The organism is uncultured Thermanaerothrix sp. (genome assembly GCF_938028735.1).
Lineage (GTDB): Bacteria > Chloroflexota > Anaerolineae > Anaerolineales > Anaerolineaceae > Thermanaerothrix.
Genome location: NZ_CALIMF010000002.1, coordinates 211498 through 232636 on the forward strand (window position 1 = coordinate 211498; position 21139 = coordinate 232636).

General features: G+C 53.3%; 19 protein-coding genes and 1 pseudogene. 8 read left to right on the forward strand and 12 right to left on the reverse strand.

Annotation, left to right across the window (positions count from 1 at the left end; all coding sequences use genetic code 11):
- Positions 1–7 precede the first annotated feature (7 nt).
- The 3 genes from Q0721_RS01640 to Q0721_RS01650 all read right to left on the reverse strand — a co-directional run bounded on the left by Q0721_RS01640 (position 8) and on the right by Q0721_RS01650 (position 4166).
- The gene (locus Q0721_RS01640; protein WP_299024618.1) at positions 8–1030 is read right to left on the reverse strand and encodes a lysylphosphatidylglycerol synthase transmembrane domain-containing protein; all 1023 of its coding nucleotides are present in this window, start codon (positions 1028–1030) and stop codon (positions 8–10) included.
- Positions 1027–2829, reverse strand: coding sequence for a translation elongation factor 4 (gene lepA / locus Q0721_RS01645; RefSeq protein ID WP_299024619.1), 1803 nt, complete (start codon positions 2827–2829; stop codon positions 1027–1029). The genes Q0721_RS01640 and lepA overlap by 4 nt, the downstream gene beginning before the upstream one ends.
- Positions 2830–2918: 89 nt before the next feature.
- Positions 2919–4166, reverse strand: coding sequence for a response regulator (locus Q0721_RS01650; RefSeq protein ID WP_299024621.1), 1248 nt, complete (start codon positions 4164–4166; stop codon positions 2919–2921).
- A 212-nt stretch (positions 4167–4378) separates the two neighbouring features.
- Between Q0721_RS01650 and Q0721_RS01655 the strand changes: the two genes are divergently transcribed.
- The 3 genes from Q0721_RS01655 to Q0721_RS01665 all read left to right on the forward strand — a co-directional run bounded on the left by Q0721_RS01655 (position 4379) and on the right by Q0721_RS01665 (position 7553).
- The gene (locus Q0721_RS01655) at positions 4379–6094 is read left to right on the forward strand and encodes an HD domain-containing phosphohydrolase (protein ID WP_299024624.1); all 1716 of its coding nucleotides are present in this window, start codon (positions 4379–4381) and stop codon (positions 6092–6094) included.
- Positions 6095–6143: 49 nt separating this feature from the next.
- On the forward strand, positions 6144–6431 hold the full coding sequence (locus Q0721_RS01660) for a hypothetical protein (protein WP_299024626.1): 288 nt from the start codon (positions 6144–6146) through the stop codon (positions 6429–6431).
- Positions 6432–6575: 144 nt separating this feature from the next.
- Positions 6576–7553, forward strand: a complete 978-nt coding sequence (locus Q0721_RS01665) for a hypothetical protein (RefSeq protein ID WP_299024628.1) — start codon at positions 6576–6578, stop codon at positions 7551–7553.
- Here Q0721_RS01665 and Q0721_RS01670 read toward each other — a convergent pair.
- The gene (locus Q0721_RS01670) at positions 7547–8338 is read right to left on the reverse strand and encodes a TlyA family RNA methyltransferase (protein WP_299024630.1); all 792 of its coding nucleotides are present in this window, start codon (positions 8336–8338) and stop codon (positions 7547–7549) included. The two genes, Q0721_RS01665 and Q0721_RS01670, sit on opposite strands and share 7 nt — an antisense overlap.
- A 40-nt stretch (positions 8339–8378) precedes the next feature.
- On the opposite strand from Q0721_RS01670, the gene Q0721_RS01675 reads away from it, so the two are divergent.
- The 5 genes from Q0721_RS01675 (at position 8379) to greA (ending at position 12741) form a co-directional block, all read left to right on the forward strand.
- Positions 8379–9263 carry a decaprenyl-phosphate phosphoribosyltransferase gene (locus tag Q0721_RS01675; protein WP_299024632.1) on the forward strand — a complete coding sequence of 295 codons (885 nt, stop codon included), beginning with the start codon at positions 8379–8381 and terminating at the stop codon, positions 9261–9263.
- A gap of 6 nt (positions 9264–9269) precedes the next feature.
- On the forward strand, positions 9270–10238 hold the full coding sequence (mvk, locus tag Q0721_RS01680; RefSeq protein ID WP_299024634.1) for a mevalonate kinase: 969 nt from the start codon (positions 9270–9272) through the stop codon (positions 10236–10238).
- Positions 10235–11032 carry an isopentenyl phosphate kinase gene (locus tag Q0721_RS01685; RefSeq protein WP_299024636.1) on the forward strand — a complete coding sequence of 266 codons (798 nt, stop codon included), beginning with the start codon at positions 10235–10237 and terminating at the stop codon, positions 11030–11032. Before mvk ends, Q0721_RS01685 begins: the two co-directional genes overlap by 4 nt.
- A 9-nt stretch (positions 11033–11041) precedes the next feature.
- Positions 11042–12193: a deoxyguanosinetriphosphate triphosphohydrolase gene (locus tag Q0721_RS01690; RefSeq protein WP_299024638.1), complete on the forward strand. Its 1152-nt coding sequence runs from the start codon at positions 11042–11044 to the stop codon at positions 12191–12193.
- Positions 12194–12273: 80 nt separating this feature from the next.
- On the forward strand, positions 12274–12741 hold the full coding sequence (greA, locus tag Q0721_RS01695) for a transcription elongation factor GreA (RefSeq protein WP_299024640.1): 468 nt from the start codon (positions 12274–12276) through the stop codon (positions 12739–12741).
- A gap of 86 nt (positions 12742–12827) precedes the next feature.
- On the opposite strand, the gene Q0721_RS01700 is transcribed toward greA, so the two are convergent.
- The 8 genes and pseudogenes from Q0721_RS01700 to ffh all read right to left on the reverse strand — a co-directional run bounded on the left by Q0721_RS01700 (position 12828) and on the right by ffh (position 21127).
- On the reverse strand, positions 12828–13835 hold the full coding sequence (locus Q0721_RS01700) for a hypothetical protein (RefSeq protein WP_299024642.1): 1008 nt from the start codon (positions 13833–13835) through the stop codon (positions 12828–12830).
- 128 nt (positions 13836–13963) lie between these two features.
- Positions 13964–16333: a type I DNA topoisomerase gene (topA, locus tag Q0721_RS01705; RefSeq protein ID WP_366519153.1), complete on the reverse strand. Its 2370-nt coding sequence runs from the start codon at positions 16331–16333 to the stop codon at positions 13964–13966.
- Positions 16284–17372: a mannose-1-phosphate guanylyltransferase gene (locus tag Q0721_RS01710; RefSeq protein WP_299024643.1), complete on the reverse strand. Its 1089-nt coding sequence runs from the start codon at positions 17370–17372 to the stop codon at positions 16284–16286. The genes topA and Q0721_RS01710 overlap by 50 nt, the downstream gene beginning before the upstream one ends.
- 7 nt (positions 17373–17379) lie before the next feature.
- Positions 17380–18489, reverse strand: a complete 1110-nt coding sequence (gene dprA / locus Q0721_RS01715) for a DNA-processing protein DprA (protein WP_299024645.1) — start codon at positions 18487–18489, stop codon at positions 17380–17382.
- Positions 18490–18495: 6 nt separating this feature from the next.
- Positions 18496–19062, reverse strand: a complete 567-nt coding sequence (gene rimM, locus Q0721_RS01720) for a ribosome maturation factor RimM (protein ID WP_299024647.1) — start codon at positions 19060–19062, stop codon at positions 18496–18498.
- A complete protein-coding gene (locus Q0721_RS01725) occupies positions 19059–19298 on the reverse strand; it encodes a KH domain-containing protein (RefSeq protein WP_299024649.1) in 240 nt (79 codons plus the stop codon). Before Q0721_RS01725 ends, rimM begins: the two co-directional genes overlap by 4 nt.
- Before the next feature lie 137 nt (positions 19299–19435).
- A pseudogene (gene rpsP, locus Q0721_RS01730) lies at positions 19436–19681 on the reverse strand (30S ribosomal protein S16); the annotation flags it as partial.
- 123 nt (positions 19682–19804) lie between these two features.
- The gene (ffh, locus tag Q0721_RS01735) at positions 19805–21127 is read right to left on the reverse strand and encodes a signal recognition particle protein (protein ID WP_299024653.1); all 1323 of its coding nucleotides are present in this window, start codon (positions 21125–21127) and stop codon (positions 19805–19807) included.
- Positions 21128–21139 lie beyond the last annotated feature (12 nt).

The following is a 21139-nucleotide window of genomic DNA, read 5'->3' on the forward strand; positions in this document are numbered from 1 at the left end:
AAAATTTTTACGGAATTGGCTCCCTGCGCTCCCGCAGTCGTAGCCACTGGGTCCAGCCTTGCAGTGAGCGACGCTGGCGCAGCAATCCCAGCACGCCCAGTAGTCCTGTCGTCATAAATTGTAAGAAATGCAGGGTAATTGCATACGCTAGAGCGGGGGTCGAATCCACCCCCAGAAGTGCTAGCGCACCAACCAACGCTGCTTCAAACGTACCCAAAGCAGCCGGGGCTGAGGGCAGAGCAATCCCCATAGCCAATACCCCATCCGCAAACACCCCCCACCAGAAGCGGGCATGTGGCGCAATAGGCAAAAGCATCAGGTAATAATTGCACACCGCCAGTCCCCACGAAACCGCGATCCAGAACATGACCTTCCATAGGGAAGCGGGGCTGCGCAACGCTCCCAGCCCATCCATGAGCGTGCGCACTTGGGGTAAAATCATCTCTTGCAAAGCCCGCCAGCGCCAACGGCGAGTCACCCTCTCGAAGAGGTGTAAAGTGGCTTCCTGATGCCGGGCAACCTGAGTCAGGATGAGCATGCTCAAAAGAATAACCCCCAGCGTCAACCAAGAAACGGTACGCGCCCAAGCCATCCCTACCACTAGGGGCAATGTGCTCAACAACAAGAGCGCAGCAAAGGCAAGGTCCACAATTCGCTCGATGACCACGGTGGAAAGGATGTGGACCGGGCTGAGATTAATCTGCTGTCCCAGCAACACAGCACGCCCCAATTCACCAGCCCGTAAGGGCAATAAGTTGTTGATTAAATAACCCTGGTTGATAGCCCAAAATGTCTGAACCGGGCGAGCGCGCCCCTCTAATAAGGCAGCCCAAGCCATCGCGCGTGCCCATAGAAAAGCCAGGGTCAATAGTAACGAGCCTGCAATAAAGGGCCAGCGATAGGCAACCAGAGCTTCCCCTATCCCATTCCAATTGGCAACACGGAGCAAAATACCCAGGGCCAGCACACTAATCAAAAACCCTGGCAGCCACCTCACCCATGTGATCCGACGATTGCTCTTGTCTTTCAATCCTCCTCCAAGCCCAAGACCGCCAGAAAAGCCTCCTGCGGGATCTCCACGTTGCCGATCATCTTCATGCGCTTCTTGCCTCGTTTCTGCTTTTCCAATAACTTTTTCTTGCGGGTCACATCGCCGCCATAACATTTGGCCAACACATCCTTGCGCAGCGCCTTAACATTGGCTCGCGATATGATGCGTCCTCCGGCCGCTGCCTGGATAGCCACATCAAACAACTGGCGGGGAATCACCTCTTTAAGTTTGCTGACCAAAGCCTGGCCCTTGTGATAGGCCTGATCACGATGCACAATAGTGGCCAGCGCATCTACTGGCTCGCCAGCCACCAAAACCTCCAGCTTGACCAAATCTCCCGGGCGGTACTCGGCAAAGTGATAGTCCATTGAACCGTATCCGCGCGTGCGAGACTTAAGTTCATCAAAAAAGTCCACGATCAACTCAGAGAGCGGGATCTCAAAAGTCAGTTGGACACGGTTAGGGGCTGGGTATTCCTGCTCGCGGAAAATCCCGCGACGGCGACGTACCAAATCCATAACTGTGCCGTAAAACTCCATGGGGGTAAAAATCTGAACCACCATCCAGGGTTCACGGATCTCTTCAATCAGGCCCTCATCCGGAAGTAACGCCGGAGAGTCAATTCGAATAATTTCGCCAGTGCGCAAGAGCACCTCATACTCGACTGAAGGCGCCGTGACCACAATATCCAGGTCATATTCGCGCTCCAAACGCTCCTGGACAATCTCCATGTGAAAAAGCCCCAAAAAGCCACAACGAAAACCAAAATTAAGGGCCTGTGACTTCTCAGGCTGAAACACCAGAGAGGCATCGTTGAGCTGGAGTTTTTCCAGAGCCTCTTTGAGGCGTTCATAGTCTTCATTTTCAACTGGATAAATCCCAGCAAAAACCATCGGTTTTGGATGGCGGAATCCCGGCAGAGGCTCCGTAGCAGGAGCGGTCGCGGACGTAATTGTGTCACCCACTCGGCATTCGGAAACTGTCTTCAAGCCGGTGGCCACATACCCCACTTCTCCGGCGCTTAATGCACCTACTGGACGCATATCCGGTGAGAATATACCCACCTCAACAGGTCGAAAGTCAATGCCACTCGACATGACCCTTAGGATATTCTCGGGGCGAATCACCCCATCAAACACTCGCACATAGGCAACCACCCCCTTATAGGGATCGTAATGGGAATCAAACACCAACGCCCTTAATGGAAGAGAGACATCTCCACGGGGGGGTGGCACCCTTTCAACCACAGCACGCAGTACGTTCTCTACATTAGTGCCTTCTTTGGCCGAAACGGCCAGAATTTCATCCAGAGGCGTTCCCAAAAGGCTTTGTATTTCCTGGGCTACCTCAGCCACACGGGCTGAAGGCAAGTCAATCTTGTTGATAACCGGAATAACGATCAAATCGGCATCCAACGCTAGGTAAAGGTTCGCCAGAGTCTGCGCCTCAATACCTTGAGTGGCATCCACGACCAGTAGCGCCCCTTCACAGGCCATTAAAGCCCGGCTGACTTCGTAACTAAAATCCACATGACCGGGTGTGTCGATTAAGTTTAGTTCATACTCTTGTCCATCGGAATGACGGTAAAGCATCCGCACTGCCGAGGCTTTGATAGTGACCCCCTTTTCTCGTTCCAGTTCCATTGAGTCCAATATCTGTTCCACCATCTGGCGGTCCGAGATCGTACCCGTTATTTGCAAAAGGCGATCCGCCAGAGTGGATTTCCCATGATCAATGTGAGCAATAATGCAAAAATTACGAATAAACGCTTTCTCCATAGCGGAGAATAGTATACCCCAAAACAGGAGCAAAAGAGCCCTGCAGCACTGGTCAGGGCTCCTTTGAGTTTTCCATGCCACAGGGCGTTTTAGGTTACTGCAAAGAGACGCATGCGTGGGGATTCGGCTCTCTCCAAGTTGATAAGGCGTTTACGCACGTGCTCAGCCAGGGCAACAAAACTTTGTGCAATGGCAGAGTCCTTGCTGCTACGCAAAATTGGAATGCCAAGCGCATCCGCTTTTTGAGCCGCCTCAACATCCTCGGGGATTGTCATCGTTATCATGTGTTTAAGCCGTTCACTGACCTTCTCCACTGTTATGGGATGGTCCTTGCGGTAGCGACTCATTACCAACACAATACGCTCTCGGGACATTCCCAACGCATCCCACAGGTCAAGAAACAAACGCACATTACGAATCGCGTTGATCTGCTGTTCCACGACCAACACTACCACGTCCCCCGCATCCAGCGCCGCCAGCACTGGATCAGAGATGAAAGAATGAGTGTTCACCACAATATAGTCGCTAAAACGGCGTATAAACTCTAAAATTCGCGAAAAGTTCTCACCAGTAATTTTCTCGGCAAATTCCGGGCGCGGCGGCGCCGGCAAGATATACAACCCAGTCGCCCGATTCAGGAGCATCACACTCTCTACAAGAGAAATGTCCAGATCGTAGATGCGCGGTATGAGATCCAACACTGAGAACTGCCCTAATTCATTGAAAAACATATGAGCATCCCCATATTGCAAGCACCCATCCACCAGAGTGACTCTCGCTTCATTATCCATCAGCGCAAGCGCTAGGTTAGCCGCAATCGTGGTAGCCCCCGTTCCCCCTTTAGGGCTGTAGACCGTGATAAGGCGGCCGTTGCCTCCCCGTCCAGGTACAAACATTGGGGTCGGACCCGCTGGCAAGCCCGCGGAGGGTGCCTGCCGCTGCCGCTCGGCAAGCGAGAGCTGGGAAGCTCGGCGCAACACATCGGTAAGTTCCTTGATAGAAACATCATGAGTAATGAAATCACACGCCCCCGCCCTGACCGCCTTCAACACCAGGTCAGTGTAATTGTCTTGCGAAATCAGAACCACTTGTGTACCCGGATAGTCCCGTCGTAACATCTCGGTTAGAGCAATACCATTCATATCCGGAAGGTCATACTCAATCAACGCGACCTCAGGCTTAAGATCCCGGATGGCTTCAACCGCCTCTTGCGCCGACATTGAGACATTAACCAGCTCGATTTCCTCAATCAACCCAAGCGTTTTTTGCAAGTGCTTGCTCAATTGAGGATTATTTTCAACCAAAACCACTGTGGTCAAATCATGTGAATCGCTCATCACTGGCTTTCCCTCCCGATAGGGGCTCGGGCTTACAGCCCAGGCAATCAAGATACATTCCCTATTATCAGCGATTTTTTAATCCAGTTGTTAATTGACAGGAAAGTAACGCAGAGATATTATTAGTATAATACAACTAAACAGGGGAGATAGTATTTTATACCTGAGTGTCCTCATTTCGCAAGAATGGTCTATTAGAAAAGGATTTAGCCATGGAGAAAGAATGGCTCGATGAATCCATAGCGGGGAATGCTTCGGTCAAAGAGGTCACGACGGATCCAGCCATGGTTGAAGTACCTCAGGAGAGCCAGAGCCATGAAGCCTCACCAGAAAGCGCAGAGGCACCCAAACCCGAAACTTCCTCAACTTCTAAATCCCTCATTCTCAGAATACGCGACTCAGTACGTCAATGGTTAGATTTGCAGAGGCAGATACGTGCTTATCCCCAACGGGCTCGCCAGCGCTTGGACGACATTGAGTCGGCATTTCTGGCCTACCGAGTCACCTACGCTAGCCTGACTTTTAAGGCACCCAAGATCGAAGAAGAACTGCTTGACCTCTACTACCAGATTAGTGAAACCATCCCAAGTCTTGAGCAGAAAAATCGCAGAATTCCGCTCTTTATTTGCACAAACTCTAGGTTGAGGCAGATCAAGAGTGCGTGGGATGATTTGAGCGCTAGACAAAACCTGCTCCTCGAAAAGCTAGCCACTGCCCCCAAGCGGTTAGATTTCTACAATCGAATGCAGGTCATGCGTGAAAAGAAACGACTTGAGGAGATCCGACGTCGTGAAAATGCCGCCCGCCTGGAGTCCGCCACCGAATCGGTCAAGAAGGTTATCAGTTATGTAGAAAACCAATGCAAGAACGACGAACCGATCTTGTTTGGCAATGAAGTACTTACATTCCAAAATGCCCGCTCACTATGGGAACAGATTCTTAACGACATTTTGCAGCAGCGTAACGAGGAAACCACCGACGTAGAGGATCTGCTGGGTCGCTTACGCATGCTGGAAGAGAGCGTACGAGAGTATCCCACGCTCTCCAAGCAGGTGCAACGGATTGGCGAGCGATTTTCACGCCTAATTGCTTATCACGACTTGCTTTCCTCCTACGGGAAACGCATTATCCCCCAGGCTGAAATCGTGCGCGCCTCCGCCATCATGTATGAGCAAATCCCGGCCCTTTGGGCTGCTGGTCAGTACCAACAACTCAAAGTTATGCTCGAAAGAGTTGAGAACTTCTTGAACTTCTACGAAAACACCGTAGAACTGGAGGTTGCCATTGGGGAACGTCGGCGACCAGGATTCACCCAGTCACTTTCTCCCACAATCTTTCCAGGTGCGGCAGGGCTTTCACCATTGATCAATTTAGCGCGGGTGCTAGTTGCTGCGATCGATCAGCGCGATCGCTTCATGGTTGGGCACTCCGAACGGGTGGCGCGTTATGCCATTGAAACCGCTAAACGCATGAACTGGTCAGGATCGGACCTTGAATTCATCGAGATCGCTGCACTCTTACATGACGTTGGGAAGATTTCAATCCCCGAAGCAGTACTTACCAAGGTGAAACCCCTCACCTCTCAAGAATGGAAAATGATCCAGATGCATCCGTATTACGGCGCTCAAATTGTCAGGCAGATGAACGCCTTCTCACGCATTGTTCCCTGGATCTACCATCATCAAGAGCACTGGGATGGTACCGGTTATCCCGACCAGCTAAGCAAGCAGGAAATTCCACCAGCCTCCGCGATTATCGCTGTTGCCGAAGCCTACACAATGATGACCACCGACCTGCCCTATCGAAGTGGATTCACAAGCGAGGAAGCCCTCAACAAAATCCGAGAAGCCGCAGGTGCTCAATTCAACCCCGAAGTCACAGAGGCCTTCATTGAGGCAATACAAGACTCCCAAAGTCAAGCCCCTTGATTCCGAAAGATTAAGGCCTCGAATGTAGCCCATCATTTGGAGAAGCCCCATGCGCATAAAAGCCCAACCTTTTATCCACTACGCTCCTGAAACCTGTGCGTTTTGCAGTGGCAACGGCGCAGGACGCTGTCGTGATGGTAACACCTATGATGTCTGCCCGGTTTGTAAGGGGGTTGGCACAGTCCTAGTGGCACAAGCCCCCAAGAAATGTGCCTTCTGTGCCGGGAATGGCGGTGGTCTCTGCCGAGATGGCTATGTCTATAACGTATGCCCGGTCTGTAAAGGCACCGGTTGGGCTTATGTGTACGAAGAAGACACCGAGGGAGATGTTGCCTGAATGAGAATGCTAATGGGGGAAACGCAGATAAAGTACCACTCTACTCTGGGGATCTTAGCCTGTATGTTTTGGGTGCTGGCGGCATTTGCCCCCCCTCCCCCCCAAGTATCCGCCCCATCAGTGCGCGCATTGAATGAAACACCTTTGACAACATCTCTCAGCCCCGCCACAACGAGCCTGGCTTCCTCCCCCGTCTCCGTGCCCCCCGACGAAGGAGGTACTCAACCCATCTATGTGCTCTACAGTACAATGTTAACCTGTAGTGAAATCTGGGGTGTTCATCAACGCCCCCCCTTTGTACCCCCGGTATTGGAGCCATCGGTTTCGATTACTGAGTTGAATACCAATCAGCCTTATTACTATCTGGCTGCTATGTTGATTCGAAACCAAGTCGTGGAAGCCCAGGATTGCCCAAGCGGAGGGTTGCAAACGCCCTTTGTGGCGAATACCTGCGGTGTAGAGCGTGCCCGCCCAGTGCTCATAGAATGGCAAAACCGCTACGATCCCGAAATCGTCCAGGTGGCACAGAACACAGGCGTACCTCCGCGTTTACTCAAACAATTGTTCGCAATTGAAAGCCAGTTCTGGCCGGGGACATACGGCAACGGTTACGAGATTGGGTTGGGGCAACTCAATCAATCTGGGGCAGATACATTGCTTTTATATAATCCGCCTTTTTTCCAGCGCCTGTGCAACACCGTCCTCCACCCCAACCGCTGTGAGATGGGATACACGAACCTCACTAATGAGGAACGTCGAATGCTGCGTGGCTTCCTGGTGCAACAGGTGAATGCAACGTGCAGGGATTGTCCAGGAGGCGTTGATGTGACCCGGGCTAAAGAAAGTGTTTCGACCTTTGCCGAGGTGATTCGTGCCAATTGCGCCCAAACTGCCCAAATTATCTACAATGTCTACCGACGCTCACCCGCTCAGATCAGCAATTACGTGGATCTATGGAAGTTAACCCTGATCAATTATCACGCCGGGCCCGGCTGTACTGCCAGAGCAGTTCAGTACGTGAACCAGCAAGGACTCTTCCTCTCATGGGAAAGCCTGAAAACCGGCCTAGCCACCCCTGAATGCCGTAAAGGACCTGACTACATCGAGCGCATTTTTCAATAGCCTTGGCTCAGAGCAGCCTCGATCATTGAAACTAAATTTGGAACGAAGGGGCTTTTAGGGCCTGGTGCCAGCAGAGTCAGGAATTCCACATTCCCTTTTGGGCCTAATAAAGGAGAACGGATCAGTCCCTGGGGTATTAGTTCAATCTCCAGCGCAAAACTGAGCACCTCTTCCAGTACCTGTCGGTGTACCCTTGGGTCACGAATCACCCCTTTGCCTCGCGCCGACTCACGTGGCCCAGCTTCAAACTGAGGTTTGATTAACGCAATAATCTTCCCATCCGGTTGTAACCACCCTTTGACAACAGGAAGGACTATCTTTAGGGAAATGAAAGAAACATCTACCGTAACAAGATGGACCTTTTCCGGTAGCATGGACAGGTAGCGTACATTCGTGCGTTCCAGAACAACTACACGCGGATCTTGGCGTAGTTTCCAGTGTAACTGCCCGTATCCAACATCAACAGCGTACACCCGGGCTGCCCCATAAGATAGCAGACAGTCCGTAAAACCACCAGTAGAAGCCCCTACATCTGCACACACCCAGCCTTCAAGGTGCGTCAATCCAAATGCCACCAACGCAGCCTCCAGCTTCTCGCCCCCTCGTGATACATATCGCATCCCCACTACAATTTCAAGATGAGCCGTTTCGGGGACTAACGTGCCGGGCTTGATAACCACCTCACCATTCACCCGCACCTGACCTGCCATGATCAAGCGCTGCGCCTTAGCCCGACTCTCGACCAGTCCTTTCTCAACTAAGAGCATATCCAAACGCGCTTTCACGAGGGGTATTTTACTCGCTTTACCAAGTTATGATATGATTATGGGCATGATTAGGGCTCTGATCAAAACCATGCGCCCCCGTCAGTGGACAAAAAACGCCTTTGTACTGGCAGCGCTGGTTTTTGATCGCCAATTAACTCACATACCCGCCGCCCTCCGCACCCTGCTGGGATTCGTTTTGTTCTGCTTGATCTCAGGGGTCGTTTATATCTTCAACGACATCATGGATGCCGAGGCAGATCGGCATCACCCCCAAAAACGCTTGCGCCCTATTGCCTCAGGAGCATTGCCCGTCCCTGTTGCTCAGGGCACGGCCATCGCTCTGGTTCTGCTCATCTTCCCAATCGCGTTCTACCTTTCCACTGCCTTTGGCCTGATTCTGAGCGCTTATTTCTTCATCAATCTGGTTTACTCCCGTTGGCTAAAACACATTCCCATCCTGGATGTCCTAATCATTGCAGCCGGTTTTGTATTGCGCGTGGCAGGCGGTGTTTCCTTGATCCAAGTAGAGCGCTTCTCACCCTGGCTATATGTCGTTACCACGTTGCTAGCACTCTATATAGGATTTGGCAAACGACGCGCTGAACTCTCTGAATTGGCTGAACAAGCCAATACCCACCGTCGCGTCCTGGACGGATACACCATCCCATTTCTGGATCATTCCATTACCATTGTCTCTAGTAGCACTATCATTGCCTATAGCCTGTACACCTTTTCGGCGCCCAACCTACCGTCTAATCATCTCATGATGCTTACCATTCCCTTCGTCCTATACGGAATCCTGCGTTACCTATACCTGGTCCAGGTAGAAGGATCAGGCGGTTCACCCGAAGATCTCTTGCTTACTGATCGCCCCCTTCAGGTCACCATCCTGCTGTGGGGAATTGCTGTTCTGGTTATTTTTTACGCCTTTCCAATAAAATAAATGCATATGCCCGCTATTTCGGTCACTGCTCCTGCAAAAGTTATCCTCTTCGGTGAGCATACGGTTGTCTACGGTCACCCCGCAATCGCCGTGCCAATCCACGAGCTAGTGGCACGGGTGACGATTATTCCCCAACCTACACGCTCTGGCCCCCCTGAGATCGAAGCCCCCCAAATTGACTTGAGAACCAGCCTGGATCGTTTACCGCCCGAGCACCCTATCGTTCGCGCTTTTCAACTAGTGGCTGAGGCACTGGGGCTAGATCACTGGCCGGCATTACACCTACATCTCACCTCCAGCATCCCTGTTGCCTCAGGCATGGGCTCCAGTGCTGCTACTGCGGTGGCTCTGGTTCGGGCACTGTCAGCCTTTATGGGACGCCCCTTGAGCGATGCAGAGGTTTGTGAACTGGCTTACCGTCTCGAGCAACGCCACCATGGCACGCCTTCCGGGATCGATAATACCGTCATTACCTTTGACCGCCCCATCTTCTTTGTGCGTTACCAGCCAGTAGAATTCCTCACCTTTGCCGCTCCGCTTCATCTGCTCATCGCAGATACTGGTGTCAAAAGCCTAACACGAGAGGCTGTAGCCGGGGTTCGTCAGCGCTGGGAAAAAGACCCGATACTGTATGAAGCCCGTTTCAAGGCCATTGGTGAGCTCACCCGCCGGGCAAAGGAGGCGCTTATCCGGGGGAAAATCGAAGAAGTGGGAACCCTAATGACCGAAAACCACCGCCTACTGGTCGAGATTGGAGTGTCCTCCCCCGAACTAGACCGTTTGGTGAAAGCCGCAGTGAGTGCAGGAGCTTTAGGTGCGAAACTCTCAGGAGGGGGTCAAGGAGGTATCATGATTGCCCTTGCTCAGCCTCACACTGCTCATCTGGTTGAGCAGGCTCTATACCAGGCAGGAGCTGTCAATGTATTTTCAACCGTGATACCCGCGCCTACTTCTCACAAGGCAATCTCTCCATGAGCCCACTTTACTTTATCAAACTAGGTGGTTCACTGATTACCGAAAAGCATCGCCCCTCCACCCCGCGGCCAGAGGTGATCCGACGCCTGGCGGAGGAGATCTACCAAGCACGCGTTGAGCACCCCAACCTACAACTCATTTTGGGCCATGGCTCGGGGTCGTTCGGGCACATGGCCGCCAAGAAATATAACACCCATTTGGGGGTTTCCACACCTGCGCAATGGCAAGGTTTTTTGGAAGTCTGGTGGCAGGCCCGCGCCTTGAACACTTTGGTCACCGAGATTTGCCTCCAGGTTGGCCTCCCGGTCATGGCATTTTCCCCGTCTGCCACGATCATTTGCCAGAATGGGCAGATAAGCACCTGGAACTTGGCGCCCCTGCAGCAGGCACTCGAAGTCGGCCTTATACCGATCGTTTACGGGGATGTCGTATTAGATAAGGGCATTGGGGGCACCATCCTTTCCACCGAGCGCCTATTTGTGGAACTCGTACATCGCCTGAAGCCCACTCGCCTCCTCCTATGTGGACAGGAAGAAGGAGTGTGGGCCGACTTTCCTCAACGCCAACGTCTGATCCCACATCTTACTCCTCATAACCTTGAAGAGGTCCTACCGGCCTTGATGGGTTCCGAAGCCCCCGATGTGACCGGCGGCATGTTCGAGAAAGTCCGCTCCATGCTCGATTTGGTGAATCAATATCCTGATTTGGAAGTCGTCATTTTCTCAGGCGAACGTCCTCAAAACCTGACCCTTGCTTTGCAGGGGCACCCCATAGGCACCCGCATTACCTACTAGGAGGTCATCATGCTTCTAACACGTGAGATGCTAGAAGAAATTGAAGATCGTAACCTTGCACCCTATGGATTTCGCAGTAAATACTCACGCGGACGCCGTTATCCAGAGGACGAGCCCGAATACCGCACCGTGTTCCAGCGTGACCGCGACCGCATTCTCCACACCACTGCTTTCCGCCGCCTGGAATATAAAACCCAAGTCTTTATCACCTACGAAGGGGATTATTATCGCACGCGCCTGACCCACACACTTGAAGTGGCCCAGATTGCGCGCACCATTGCCCGAGCCTTGGGGGGCAACGAAGATCTAACTGAAGCCATTTGCTTGGCACATGACCTTGGTCATCCTCCGTTCGGTCACTCTGGCGAAACCGCTCTGGCTCGCCTAATGAAGGACTATGGCGGCTTCGATCACAACCGTCAGTCGTTCCGTATTGTGACCGAACTAGAACGCCGATATCCGGATTTTATAGGGCTTAACCTTTCTTGGGAGGTCCTCGAAGGCATTGTCAAGCACGAGACCGAGTACGATAAAGCCGAAGCCCGTGACTTTAACCCCGAACTGCGGGGTCACCTGGAAGCCCAAATTGCCAATGTGGCAGACGAGCTGGCCTATACTGCCCACGACCTGGATGACGGTCTGCGTTCTGGGCTTCTCAATCTGGACATGCTGGATGGTCTCGAACTATGGGAATTGTTAAAACATAGCATCGGTTGGGATGGCAAGGTGTTAGATGAAATGACACGTCACCGCCTGATTCGCCGCCTGATTGGGTTGGAAGTCAGCGATTTGGTTCATGCAACCCATCAGCGTTTGCGTGAGAGTGGCGTGCAATCTGTGGACGATCTACAGCGTTTGCCGTATAATGTAGTCGCTTTCAGCGAGGAATTTAACCGTCGCAACCGTCAACTGAAGGACTTTTTATTCCTTAACCTCTATCGTCATTATCGCGTTGTTCGTATGGCGGTAAAGGCCGAACGGCTCATCAGCGACCTTTTTGAGGCTTATTGTTCAGAGCCCACGATCCTACCCAGCCACATTCAACACCTGATCGAACAGCGCGGGTTAGAAAGGACCGTATGCGATTATATTGCCGGCATGACAGACCGCTTTGCCATTGAGGAGCATCAAAAATTATTTGCTCCCCTCACCCTCCCTTAGGAATTTGGCGATTTTGACGGTCGGTAGCCGGGCAAGCGAAAACGATGCAATATTATGTCTTAGCGGAGAGGTGTTTGACCATGTCCGAAGTACATTATTTGACTGCCGAAGGTTACCAGCGCATGCAACAAGAGTTGGAGTACTTGAAGACCACCGCGCGCCAGCAACTGGCTCAACGCCTGCGCGCAGCCATTCAGCAAGGCGACTTGTCTGAAAACGCCGACTACATTGCGGCCAAGGAGGAACAGGGGTTCATCGAGGGACGCATTCAGGAATTGGAGCAAGTGCTACGCAACGCTGTCATCATTGACCACACCGAAAAAAAAGCCAATGAGGTGAGCATTGGGCATGTAGTAACCGTCCAGGAAGGCAATTTCCCACCAGAGACCTATCATCTGGTCGGGCCTAAAGAAGCCGACCCCCTCAACGGGCGCATTTCACACGAATCCCCGATTGGAAGAGCCCTCTTAGGCAGAAAAGTTGGCGATGAGGTCACTGCAGAAACGCCCGGTGGCGTCATCCGTCTAAAGATCCTTAAGATTGAGTAACTTTTGATAAGGAGCAAAATAGACGCGCCCCCTTTCATCCAAAGGGGGCGCCTGTCTTCTCCAACTCAGAGAACCAAAAGATTGACTCAGGCCTGTTTCTGCCACACAGAAAGCTCAATAGTAATGCGTTCAAAATAACTTTCCGGAGGCAGCGCCCCTCCCCCTAGTACCAAGTCTGCCACATGCGCCTCCATAATCAGGGTATTCGCTTCTAACGTGATACGCTGACCGGGCTCTACTTGAATCAGTTCACCCTTGGATTCCAGCCGCTGGCGGATAGCCGGATCGTTATAAGCGTGGGGCGTCATCAGGACCTTGGTGACCGTTTGATAATCGTTCTTATCAAAAAGCCAAACTTCTAATGCAGTGACGCGCTTAGGTTCACCCACCCCAATGGTATCCGAAATACCAACGCCGCATTCGCCTAGGAACTCACCCGCGGGTGAATCAATACTGAAGGAATCGTCATAAAGGTCATCCCCTAGCACATAAGTGGTCATAAACTGGGAGATTGGAGGCTGTTGCCCCTGAGCCACATAATCCGTTGGCTCCGCCTGACGGCTGTACTCGCGTGCTTGGCTGACTACCGAGGGTGCCGCTCCACCCCGCTGGCGACGAAAAACAAGCAAGTACACCAGCACCCCACCCACCGCCAGCGTTACCAAGCAAAGCGCAATCACGATGGTCACCCCCGATGCCCTGGGGGCCGTGGTGGGTTGCCCGGCACCTGGCGTCACCGCGGGCAGAGGAAGGACTGGGCCCTGCAAGGCTGCACGGAATTGATTGATATCACTCTCGCTCAAGTTGCATTGCCCAGGTTTTAAGTCGGCGAGCAAAGCTTCCCCCTCCTGACCTAGGAGTTCAAATCGCGCCCTGGCGTTGACCTGATTCTGGTTCTTGATGTAAGAATCAATAATCATGCACAGGTAGTCTGTCTTCAAATCAGCGCGCAGATGACGCGGTTCTGCATTGACCCAACGCACTGGCCAAAGCCACCACCCCAGAATCGGCAACCCAATGATCAATCCAAGGACAAAGCCGCTCACCGCAGCAACGATTGGATTTTTCAAACGCTCACGCAGCATCTCCATCATGATCTTCTCTCCTACTAGCGGGCTATTTCAGTCCAGTGGCCGGCACGTGATTATTGTAGGTCAGGACCCTAAATCGCGCAACCGCCGCCAGGTCTGGATTATGGTCTTAGTGCCCTTCGATGCAAGATTCATGCCGATTCGGCTGTCTTCTCTCCGATTTTTTCCAGCAAAAAGGTTTCATTGCAGCGCAGACATTGGGCTTCACGTTTATTGACTTCAACTAGCAATCCTCCACAAGCTGGGCACGGGACAGGCAGTGGGCGCTTCCAAGACGTAAACTGGCACTGTGGATAATTTGCACACCCGTAGAATACCCGTCCCCGCCGTGTCTTCCGGATCACCAGTTCACCACCATCCTCCGGGCAGGTAATCCCCAATTTCTCTAGCCAAGGCTCGGTATAGCGACAAGTCGGGAAATTGCTACAACTAATGAATTTGCCATACCGTCCGTAACGAATAACCAGAGGATGGCCGCATTGCGGGCAATCCCGCCCTACCGGCTCTAGATCCATCTTGCTGACCGGAATCTCTGCCTGCGCTTTTTTAACCTGTGGAGCAAATGAGTCATAGAAAGCCCGAATGACCTCCGTCCATGCCCGCTGACCCGAGGCAATTTCGTCTAAATCCTCTTCCATGCGAGCGGTAAAACCGATGTCCACAATCTCAGGAAAATGCTGCACCAGCAGATCATTAACGAGCCGCCCCGTTTCCGTCGGTATTAGGCGCTTGTTTTCACGCACGACATAGCCGCGCTCCTGAATGGTCGAAAGGATAGGGGCGTAGGTCGAAGGGCGCCCAACCCCATATTCTTCCAGGGCCTGCACTAGTGCAGCCTCCGTGTAACGGGGAGGTGGTTGTGTGAAGTGCTGCTCGGGGAGCACCCGCATCAACCGCTGCAACTGCCCCTCTTGGATACCGGTTGGAATGCGCACATTTTCTTCGTCCTCGCCTCCACGTTGGTCTTCATCGCGCGCTTCTTCGTATAGCACCAGAAAGCCCGGAAAACGCACACTGGAACCTGAAGCGCGGAAAAGATAAACCTGATCCTCGTACTTGCCTTCCACCTCAACAGCGAGTGTATCCAAAATAGCAGATTCCATCTGTGAGGCCACAAACCGTTGCCAGATCAACTGATAAAGCTTAAACTGCTCAGCCGTCAGGTAAGGTTTCAGCTTTTCGGGTACACGGAACACTGAGGTGGGACGAATGGCCTCATGGGCTTCCTGTGCGGCGACCGCTCGCGTGCGGTAATGAGGCGGCGAGGGAGGCAAAAACGCCTCTCCGAAGACCTGACGAATGTAGTCACGCGCTTCCCGCTGAGCTAACTCAGAAACATTGGTCGAGTCCGTACGCATATAAGTGATCAAACCAGTTGCACCGCCTTCACCAACATCCAAACCCTCATAGAGTTGTTGGGCGATCATCATCGTGCGCCGGGGGGTGAACCCCAAACGTCGCGAGGCCTCCTGTTGTAGCGTGCTGGTGATAAACGGGGCCGAGGGACGTCGTCGACGTTCACCGCGCTTGATGCGGGCAATGTGATAACGCGCTTGCTCAAGCCTGATCACCACTGCCTGAGTCTCCGCCTCGCTGCTGAGCTGCACCTCCTGCTCATTGATTCGCACTAAACGGGCCATAAAGGACTGTTGCAGTCCTTCAGGCAGGAATTCGGCTTGAATCGTCCAATACTCCTGCGGGACAAAGGATTCGATTTCGCGCTCTCGCTCCACAACCAAGCGCAACGCTACTGATTGCACCCGTCCAGCCGAGAGACGGCTACGCACCTTTTCCCACAACAGCGGGCTTAGGCTATATCCCACTAAGCGATCCAGGACGCGCCGCCCTTGCTGAGCGTTGACCAGATTCATATCAATTCCCCGCGGATGGGAAAACGCCTCCTGAATGGCTGGCTGGGTAATTTCATGAAAAACCACCCGTTTGGCAATCCGTGGGTCAATCTCAGCGGCCTCAAGCAAATGCCATGCAATGGCTTCCCCCTCGCGATCGGGATCGGTCGCCAGGTAAACCTCTTCTGCTGCTTTGGCCAGGGCTTTAATCTCCTTAACCACGGCCCGCTTTTCATTGGGCACGCGATACTTGGGTCGGAAGTCGTTTTCAATATCCACCGAGAGCTCGGAGCGCAGAAGATCACGCACGTGTCCCACCGAGGCTTTCACCGTGTACCCCTTACCCAAAAAACGCCCCACGGTTTTGGCTTTGGCTGGCGATTCCACAATCACCAGTTTGCCATTCCGGCGCGTTTCAGGTTGGGGAACTGGATTAAGGCCAACATGGGCCTCAGTGGCACCTATGCGGGTCATCTTTGTCCCACACACTGGGCAAAACCCAGTGGTCACAGGTCGCCCTGCCTTGTTATAGCCGGGCTGGGGATCTTTCATTTCACGTTTGGTCTTACAACGAACGCAATAGGCTTCCAAGGTCCACTCCTCACAAGTAATGGTTTTTCCCACTTTGAGAGAGAATTTTAACCACTTCACGCACTTTTTGGGCCTGCGAACGCTTACAAATTAGTAAAACGTCCGAGGTGTCGACCACCACAATGTCCTCCAGGCCAACCACAGCCATTAAGCGTCCCGACTGCTCAGAAAACAATAAAGTCCCCTGGGTTTCGAGCAATAACGTTTCTTCTGCCAGAATCAGATTGCCGTGCTCATCTTGGGGCAACACTTCAAATAACGAATCCCAACTTCCCACGTCGTTCCACCCCAAACCCTCTGCCGAAAGTACAGCTACCCGGTCGGCACGCTCCATGATCCCATAATCAATGGTCTCCGGGCGTATGTGCGGCCACAGTTGTTGCAAAACCGTTTGGCCCTCTACACTCCCCCACGTCTTGCCAATACGAGATAAGATTGCAGCCAAATCAGGCATCCAGCGTTCAAATTCCTCTAGGATGCGATCCACCCGCCAGATAAACATACCCGAATTCCAATCAAAGCCGCCTGCCTCCAGCATAGCACGGGCAGTGGCTTCGTCCGGCTTTTCCTTAAACTTGACCACCCGGTAGAAGGGTAAACCATTTTGTTCTCCCAATTGTTCCCCTCGCTGGATATATCCATACCCTGTTGCCGGATAAGTGGGGAGCACGCCCAGGGTAACCAAATACCCCTCCTGTGCGACCTGATAGGCTGCACGCAAAAGACGGTGAAAGTGAGCTGTGTTTTGGATTACATGGTCAGCCGTTAAAACTGCCATTACGCTGCGGGGATTCTGTCGTGCCAGAACCGTTGCCGCCAGCCCCACTACCGAGGCCGTCCCCTTTGGCATGGGCTCAAGCAAGAAGTTCTGCGGTGAGAGGTAGGGAACCTGCGCCTGCAGATGAGACGCCTGTTCACGGGCTGTAACAACCAGAATGCGCTCTGGGGGAAACAAACCTTCTAACCGCTCCACAGCTTGCTGAAAGAGAGTGCGCTCACGACCAAGGCGCAACATCTGCTTGGGACGCGATTGTCGTGAAAGAGGCCACAGCCGAGTACCACCCCCTCCTGCCATGATAACCGCATAATAATCCTGCATGACTCCCTTACCCTCCTACATAGAAAGATGTATCTTCCCGCAAGACAGTAAAGTTAGCCCCACCCACATTGCGTACCAGACCCTTAAGTTCCATCATCGCCAAATTGGCAAGCACTTTTTCGGCACTCAGCCCTGAGAGAAAGCAGATCTCATCTACCGATAGCACCTGATCCCCCATGACTCTGAGCAGAGCGGCTTCCACCTCATTTCCTGGCAACAGAGCCCGCACGGCTTGTTGATGTTGCACTTGAGTGAGGTCCAGCACCTCCAGCACATCTTCCGGCTGCAACAACGGACGCGCCCCATTGGCGATCAAACGATTCGTCCCCTTGGAGGCAGGCGAGGTAATATTACCTGGTACGGCAAAGACCTCACGCCCCTGTTCGGCTGCGAATGTAGCCGTGATCAAGGCCCCGCTCTTCTCCCCCGCCTCTACCACCACGGTCGCAAGAGCTAAACCCGAAATAATGCGATTTCGGGGTGGGAAATTGGTCGCTTCGGGTGGCGTGCCGGGTGGATAATCGCTGAGCAACGCCCCTTGTAATCCTATCCGAGCCGCCAGACGCTGATGCTCAGGTGGATAGATTACATCCACACCGTTGCCTAATACGGCCAGAGTGCGCCCACCGGCGTTGAGGGCTGCCTCATGAGCCAACGCATCCACCCCCCGGGCTAAACCACTGACAACGGTCACCCCATGTTGGGCAAGCACCATGGCCAAGTGTTCAGTCACTCGCCGCCCATAGGCACTGACCTGACGCGTCCCCACTACTGCTACAGCAACCTGATCCGCAGGAAGCAACGTACCCTTCAGATAAAGCACTGGCGGGGGCTGATCAATGTTCTTCAACAGAAACGGATAATCCTCATCCTCCCAGGTAATAACTCGAATCTGCTGCTGCGTCAATGCGTCTTCTATCTCTTCAAGACGCAGACGCTGGCGTGCTTCGAGAATTGCCTCAATCAGACGAGAAGGTATCCCCGCTGCGCGCAGAGCCTCCGGAGGCGCCTGCCAGGCGCGCTCTAGGGTGCCAAAGCGCTCTAACAACGCCCGCATGCGCACTGCTCCAATGCCCCTAACATGATTAAAAGCCACCCAGTAGAGCCGCGCATCCATGATCGGCTAAAGCCATTCAGGTGGATTGACGATCAGGCAATGAGAGTCCAGATCCACCTCGAGAATCACCCCTTCAATGACCGGCAAAAGAACCTCACTGCCCTTCTCGCTCTGCACGACATAGACATCATTAGCCCCGGTTTCCAGGATCTCGCTCAGTACTCCCAAGAGGTTGCCATGAAGATCAAAGACCCTTAAGCCTAGCAACTGGTGGTGATAGTACTCCCCCTCGGGCAGGGGTGGAAGCTCATCGGCGCGAACATAGAGATACTGATTACGAAAGCCTGCCACTTGATCACGATCTTCGTACCCTTCAAATGCAATTAGCATCGCCTGAAGGGCTGGACGCGCTGAGCGGATACGAACCGGTTGGTGGCTTTCTCCTACGTAGAGTTGCCGCCCAGGGACTAGACGCTCCGGGAAGTGGGTGAGGAGATCCATCACCATCTCTCCGCGCACCCCGTGCGGACGACGGATTCGCCCGACTGCCAAGAACACAGGCTCGCCCGAGGGGAGCGAGCCCGTGTTATCCCGTTGCAAATAGCGTTTTCGAGGACGAGAAGGGTTTTTCACCGCGGATCTACCACGTCCAGGGTAGCCTGTTTTCCCTCGCGGGCTGCCGCAACGCGCAACAAAATGCGCATGGCATTAGCAACGCGCCCGTTCTTGCCAATGATACGGCCCATGTCTTGTTTAGAGACATGCAACTCAACCCGCACCCGGTTGGCCCCTAACCGCTCTTGCCTGACCTCCACCTGGGAAGGGTCATCCACAAGTGCACGGGCAATATATTCGACCAGGTCTCTCACATCAAACCCCTATCTGCGCCATTTTAGGCGCGTGAAGTCACAACGGGTTTTGTCTTCGGGTTCACCTTGCGACTGGCGTAATAAGCTTCTGCCTCGGCCAGTAACGCTTCTAGCGCTTCACCCGCCTTATAACGGGCATAACGATCCAGCAAGCCCGCACTGCGGAACAATTTCTCTACCGCCTCGCTCAGTTGGGCGCCCTTGTTCATCCAATCGAAGACACGATCCTCCTTTACCTGGATGGTGAAGGGCTCCGTACGCGGATTGTAAAAACCTAGAATCTCCAAGAAACGACCATCGCGTGGCATTTCTTTATCTGCTGCCACAATACGATAACTGGGTTGACCCCGAGCACCGACACGACGCAAACGAATTCTGACCATCTGAGATATCTCTCCTCTTGTTATTGTTTAGACTAGCCATTGTGCTTATTCTATCATCAGGCCCCAGAGGTCACCGAAAAGTGAGGGACGCGGAAGGGCACGCGAGTCTTTTCGGAGCGACCTCTATCCTAACAGGCGCGGAAGTCCTCGCCCGCCTGTTTTTTGCAGTGTCTTGAAGAGGCGCTGGGCCTCTCGGAATTGTTTGAGCACCCGATTAACGTCCTGAACATCCGTGCCCGAACCGCGCGCAATTCGGCGCCGACGGCTCGCATTCAGGATTTCGGGATGCAAACGCTCCTCTTTGGTCATTGAGTTGATGATGGCTTCAGTGACTTTCAGATTACGCTCCGCTTCTTCGGGGGAAATGGCTCGTGCCATCTGCCCCATTCCGCCAGGCAACATTTCTAAAATCTGATGAAGTGGACCCATCTTACGAATCTGGCGCAATTGCTGAGCAAAATCCTCCAAGGTAAACTGCCCAGCGAGCATCCGTTCAGCCTGTTTCTGGGCTTCTTGTTCGCTATAGGCAGCCTCGGCTCGCTCGATCAGCCCAAGCACATCCCCCATGCCCAGAATACGCGAAGCCAATCGGCGTGGGTCAAAAGCCTCTAACGCCTCCAGCCCCTCGCCTGTTCCCAAGTACTTTATCGGCACCCCCGTGACGGCACGTATGGAAATCGCTGCGCCACCTCGGGCATCCCCATCCATCTTAGTGAACATCAAGCCTGTCAGCGGAACAGCCTGCTGAAAACCGCTGGCAACGTTGAGCGCCTCCTGCCCGATCATCGCATCCACCACCAGCAATGTCTCATTGGGGGTAACCCTATGGATGATGGCGCGCAACTCATCCATGAGCGCTTCGTCCAATTGCGAGCGCCCTGCCGTATCAATGATCAAGACAGTGATACCGCCCTTTTGGGCTTGCTCATAGGCCCGTGCCACCAACTGGGGGGGCTTGATCCCTGACTCATAAAAAACCGGCACCCCCACGCGTTCCCCCAGGGTCTGCAACTGTTTGATCGCCGCTGGACGATAGGGATCCGCGGCCACCAACATTACCCGTTCACCCTGAGAACGCAATTGGGCCGCTAGTTTAGCCGCCGCAGTGGTTTTCCCCGAACCCTGCAACCCTACCAGCATGATAACACGAGGCTTAGGCCCACTGAGACTTAAGCGCTCCGGCTCACCGAGTGTGGCGATCAGTTCCTCATGCACAATTTTGATCACCTGCTGAGCCGGGTTAAGGGCTCGCGAGACTTCATGTCCAATGGCACGCTCACGCACACGCGCGATGAAATCCTTCACGACACTATAGTGAACATCCGCCTCCAAAAGCGCCAAGCGCACCTCACGCATTACAGCGTCTACATCCGCTGGCGTGAGTTTCCCGCGGCGACGCAGTTCCTTGAAGATACCCTCAAGTCTTTGGGTCAGCGCCTCAAACATGCATCAACCTTG

Coding starts and splice junctions, on each gene's coding strand:
- Q0721_RS01660 (WP_299024626.1), top strand. CDS start 6,144: ATGCGCATAAAAGCCCAACCTTTTATCCACTACGCTCCTGAAACCTGT.
- dprA (WP_299024645.1), bottom strand. CDS start 18,489: ATGGATGCGCGGCTCTACTGGGTGGCTTTTAATCATGTTAGGGGCATT.
- Q0721_RS01710 (WP_299024643.1), bottom strand. CDS start 17,372: ATGCAGGATTATTATGCGGTTATCATGGCAGGAGGGGGTGGTACTCGG.
- Q0721_RS01675 (WP_299024632.1), top strand. CDS start 8,379: ATGGGCATGATTAGGGCTCTGATCAAAACCATGCGCCCCCGTCAGTGG.
- mvk (WP_299024634.1), top strand. CDS start 9,270: ATGCCCGCTATTTCGGTCACTGCTCCTGCAAAAGTTATCCTCTTCGGT.
- Q0721_RS01650 (WP_299024621.1), bottom strand. CDS start 4,166: ATGAGCGATTCACATGATTTGACCACAGTGGTTTTGGTTGAAAATAAT.
- ffh (WP_299024653.1), bottom strand. CDS start 21,127: ATGTTTGAGGCGCTGACCCAAAGACTTGAGGGTATCTTCAAGGAACTG.
- lepA (WP_299024619.1), bottom strand. CDS start 2,829: ATGGAGAAAGCGTTTATTCGTAATTTTTGCATTATTGCTCACATTGAT.
- Q0721_RS01655 (WP_299024624.1), top strand. CDS start 4,379: ATGGAGAAAGAATGGCTCGATGAATCCATAGCGGGGAATGCTTCGGTC.
- greA (WP_299024640.1), top strand. CDS start 12,274: ATGTCCGAAGTACATTATTTGACTGCCGAAGGTTACCAGCGCATGCAA.
- Q0721_RS01690 (WP_299024638.1), top strand. CDS start 11,042: ATGCTTCTAACACGTGAGATGCTAGAAGAAATTGAAGATCGTAACCTT.
- Q0721_RS01700 (WP_299024642.1), bottom strand. CDS start 13,835: ATGATGGAGATGCTGCGTGAGCGTTTGAAAAATCCAATCGTTGCTGCG.
- Q0721_RS01685 (WP_299024636.1), top strand. CDS start 10,235: ATGAGCCCACTTTACTTTATCAAACTAGGTGGTTCACTGATTACCGAA.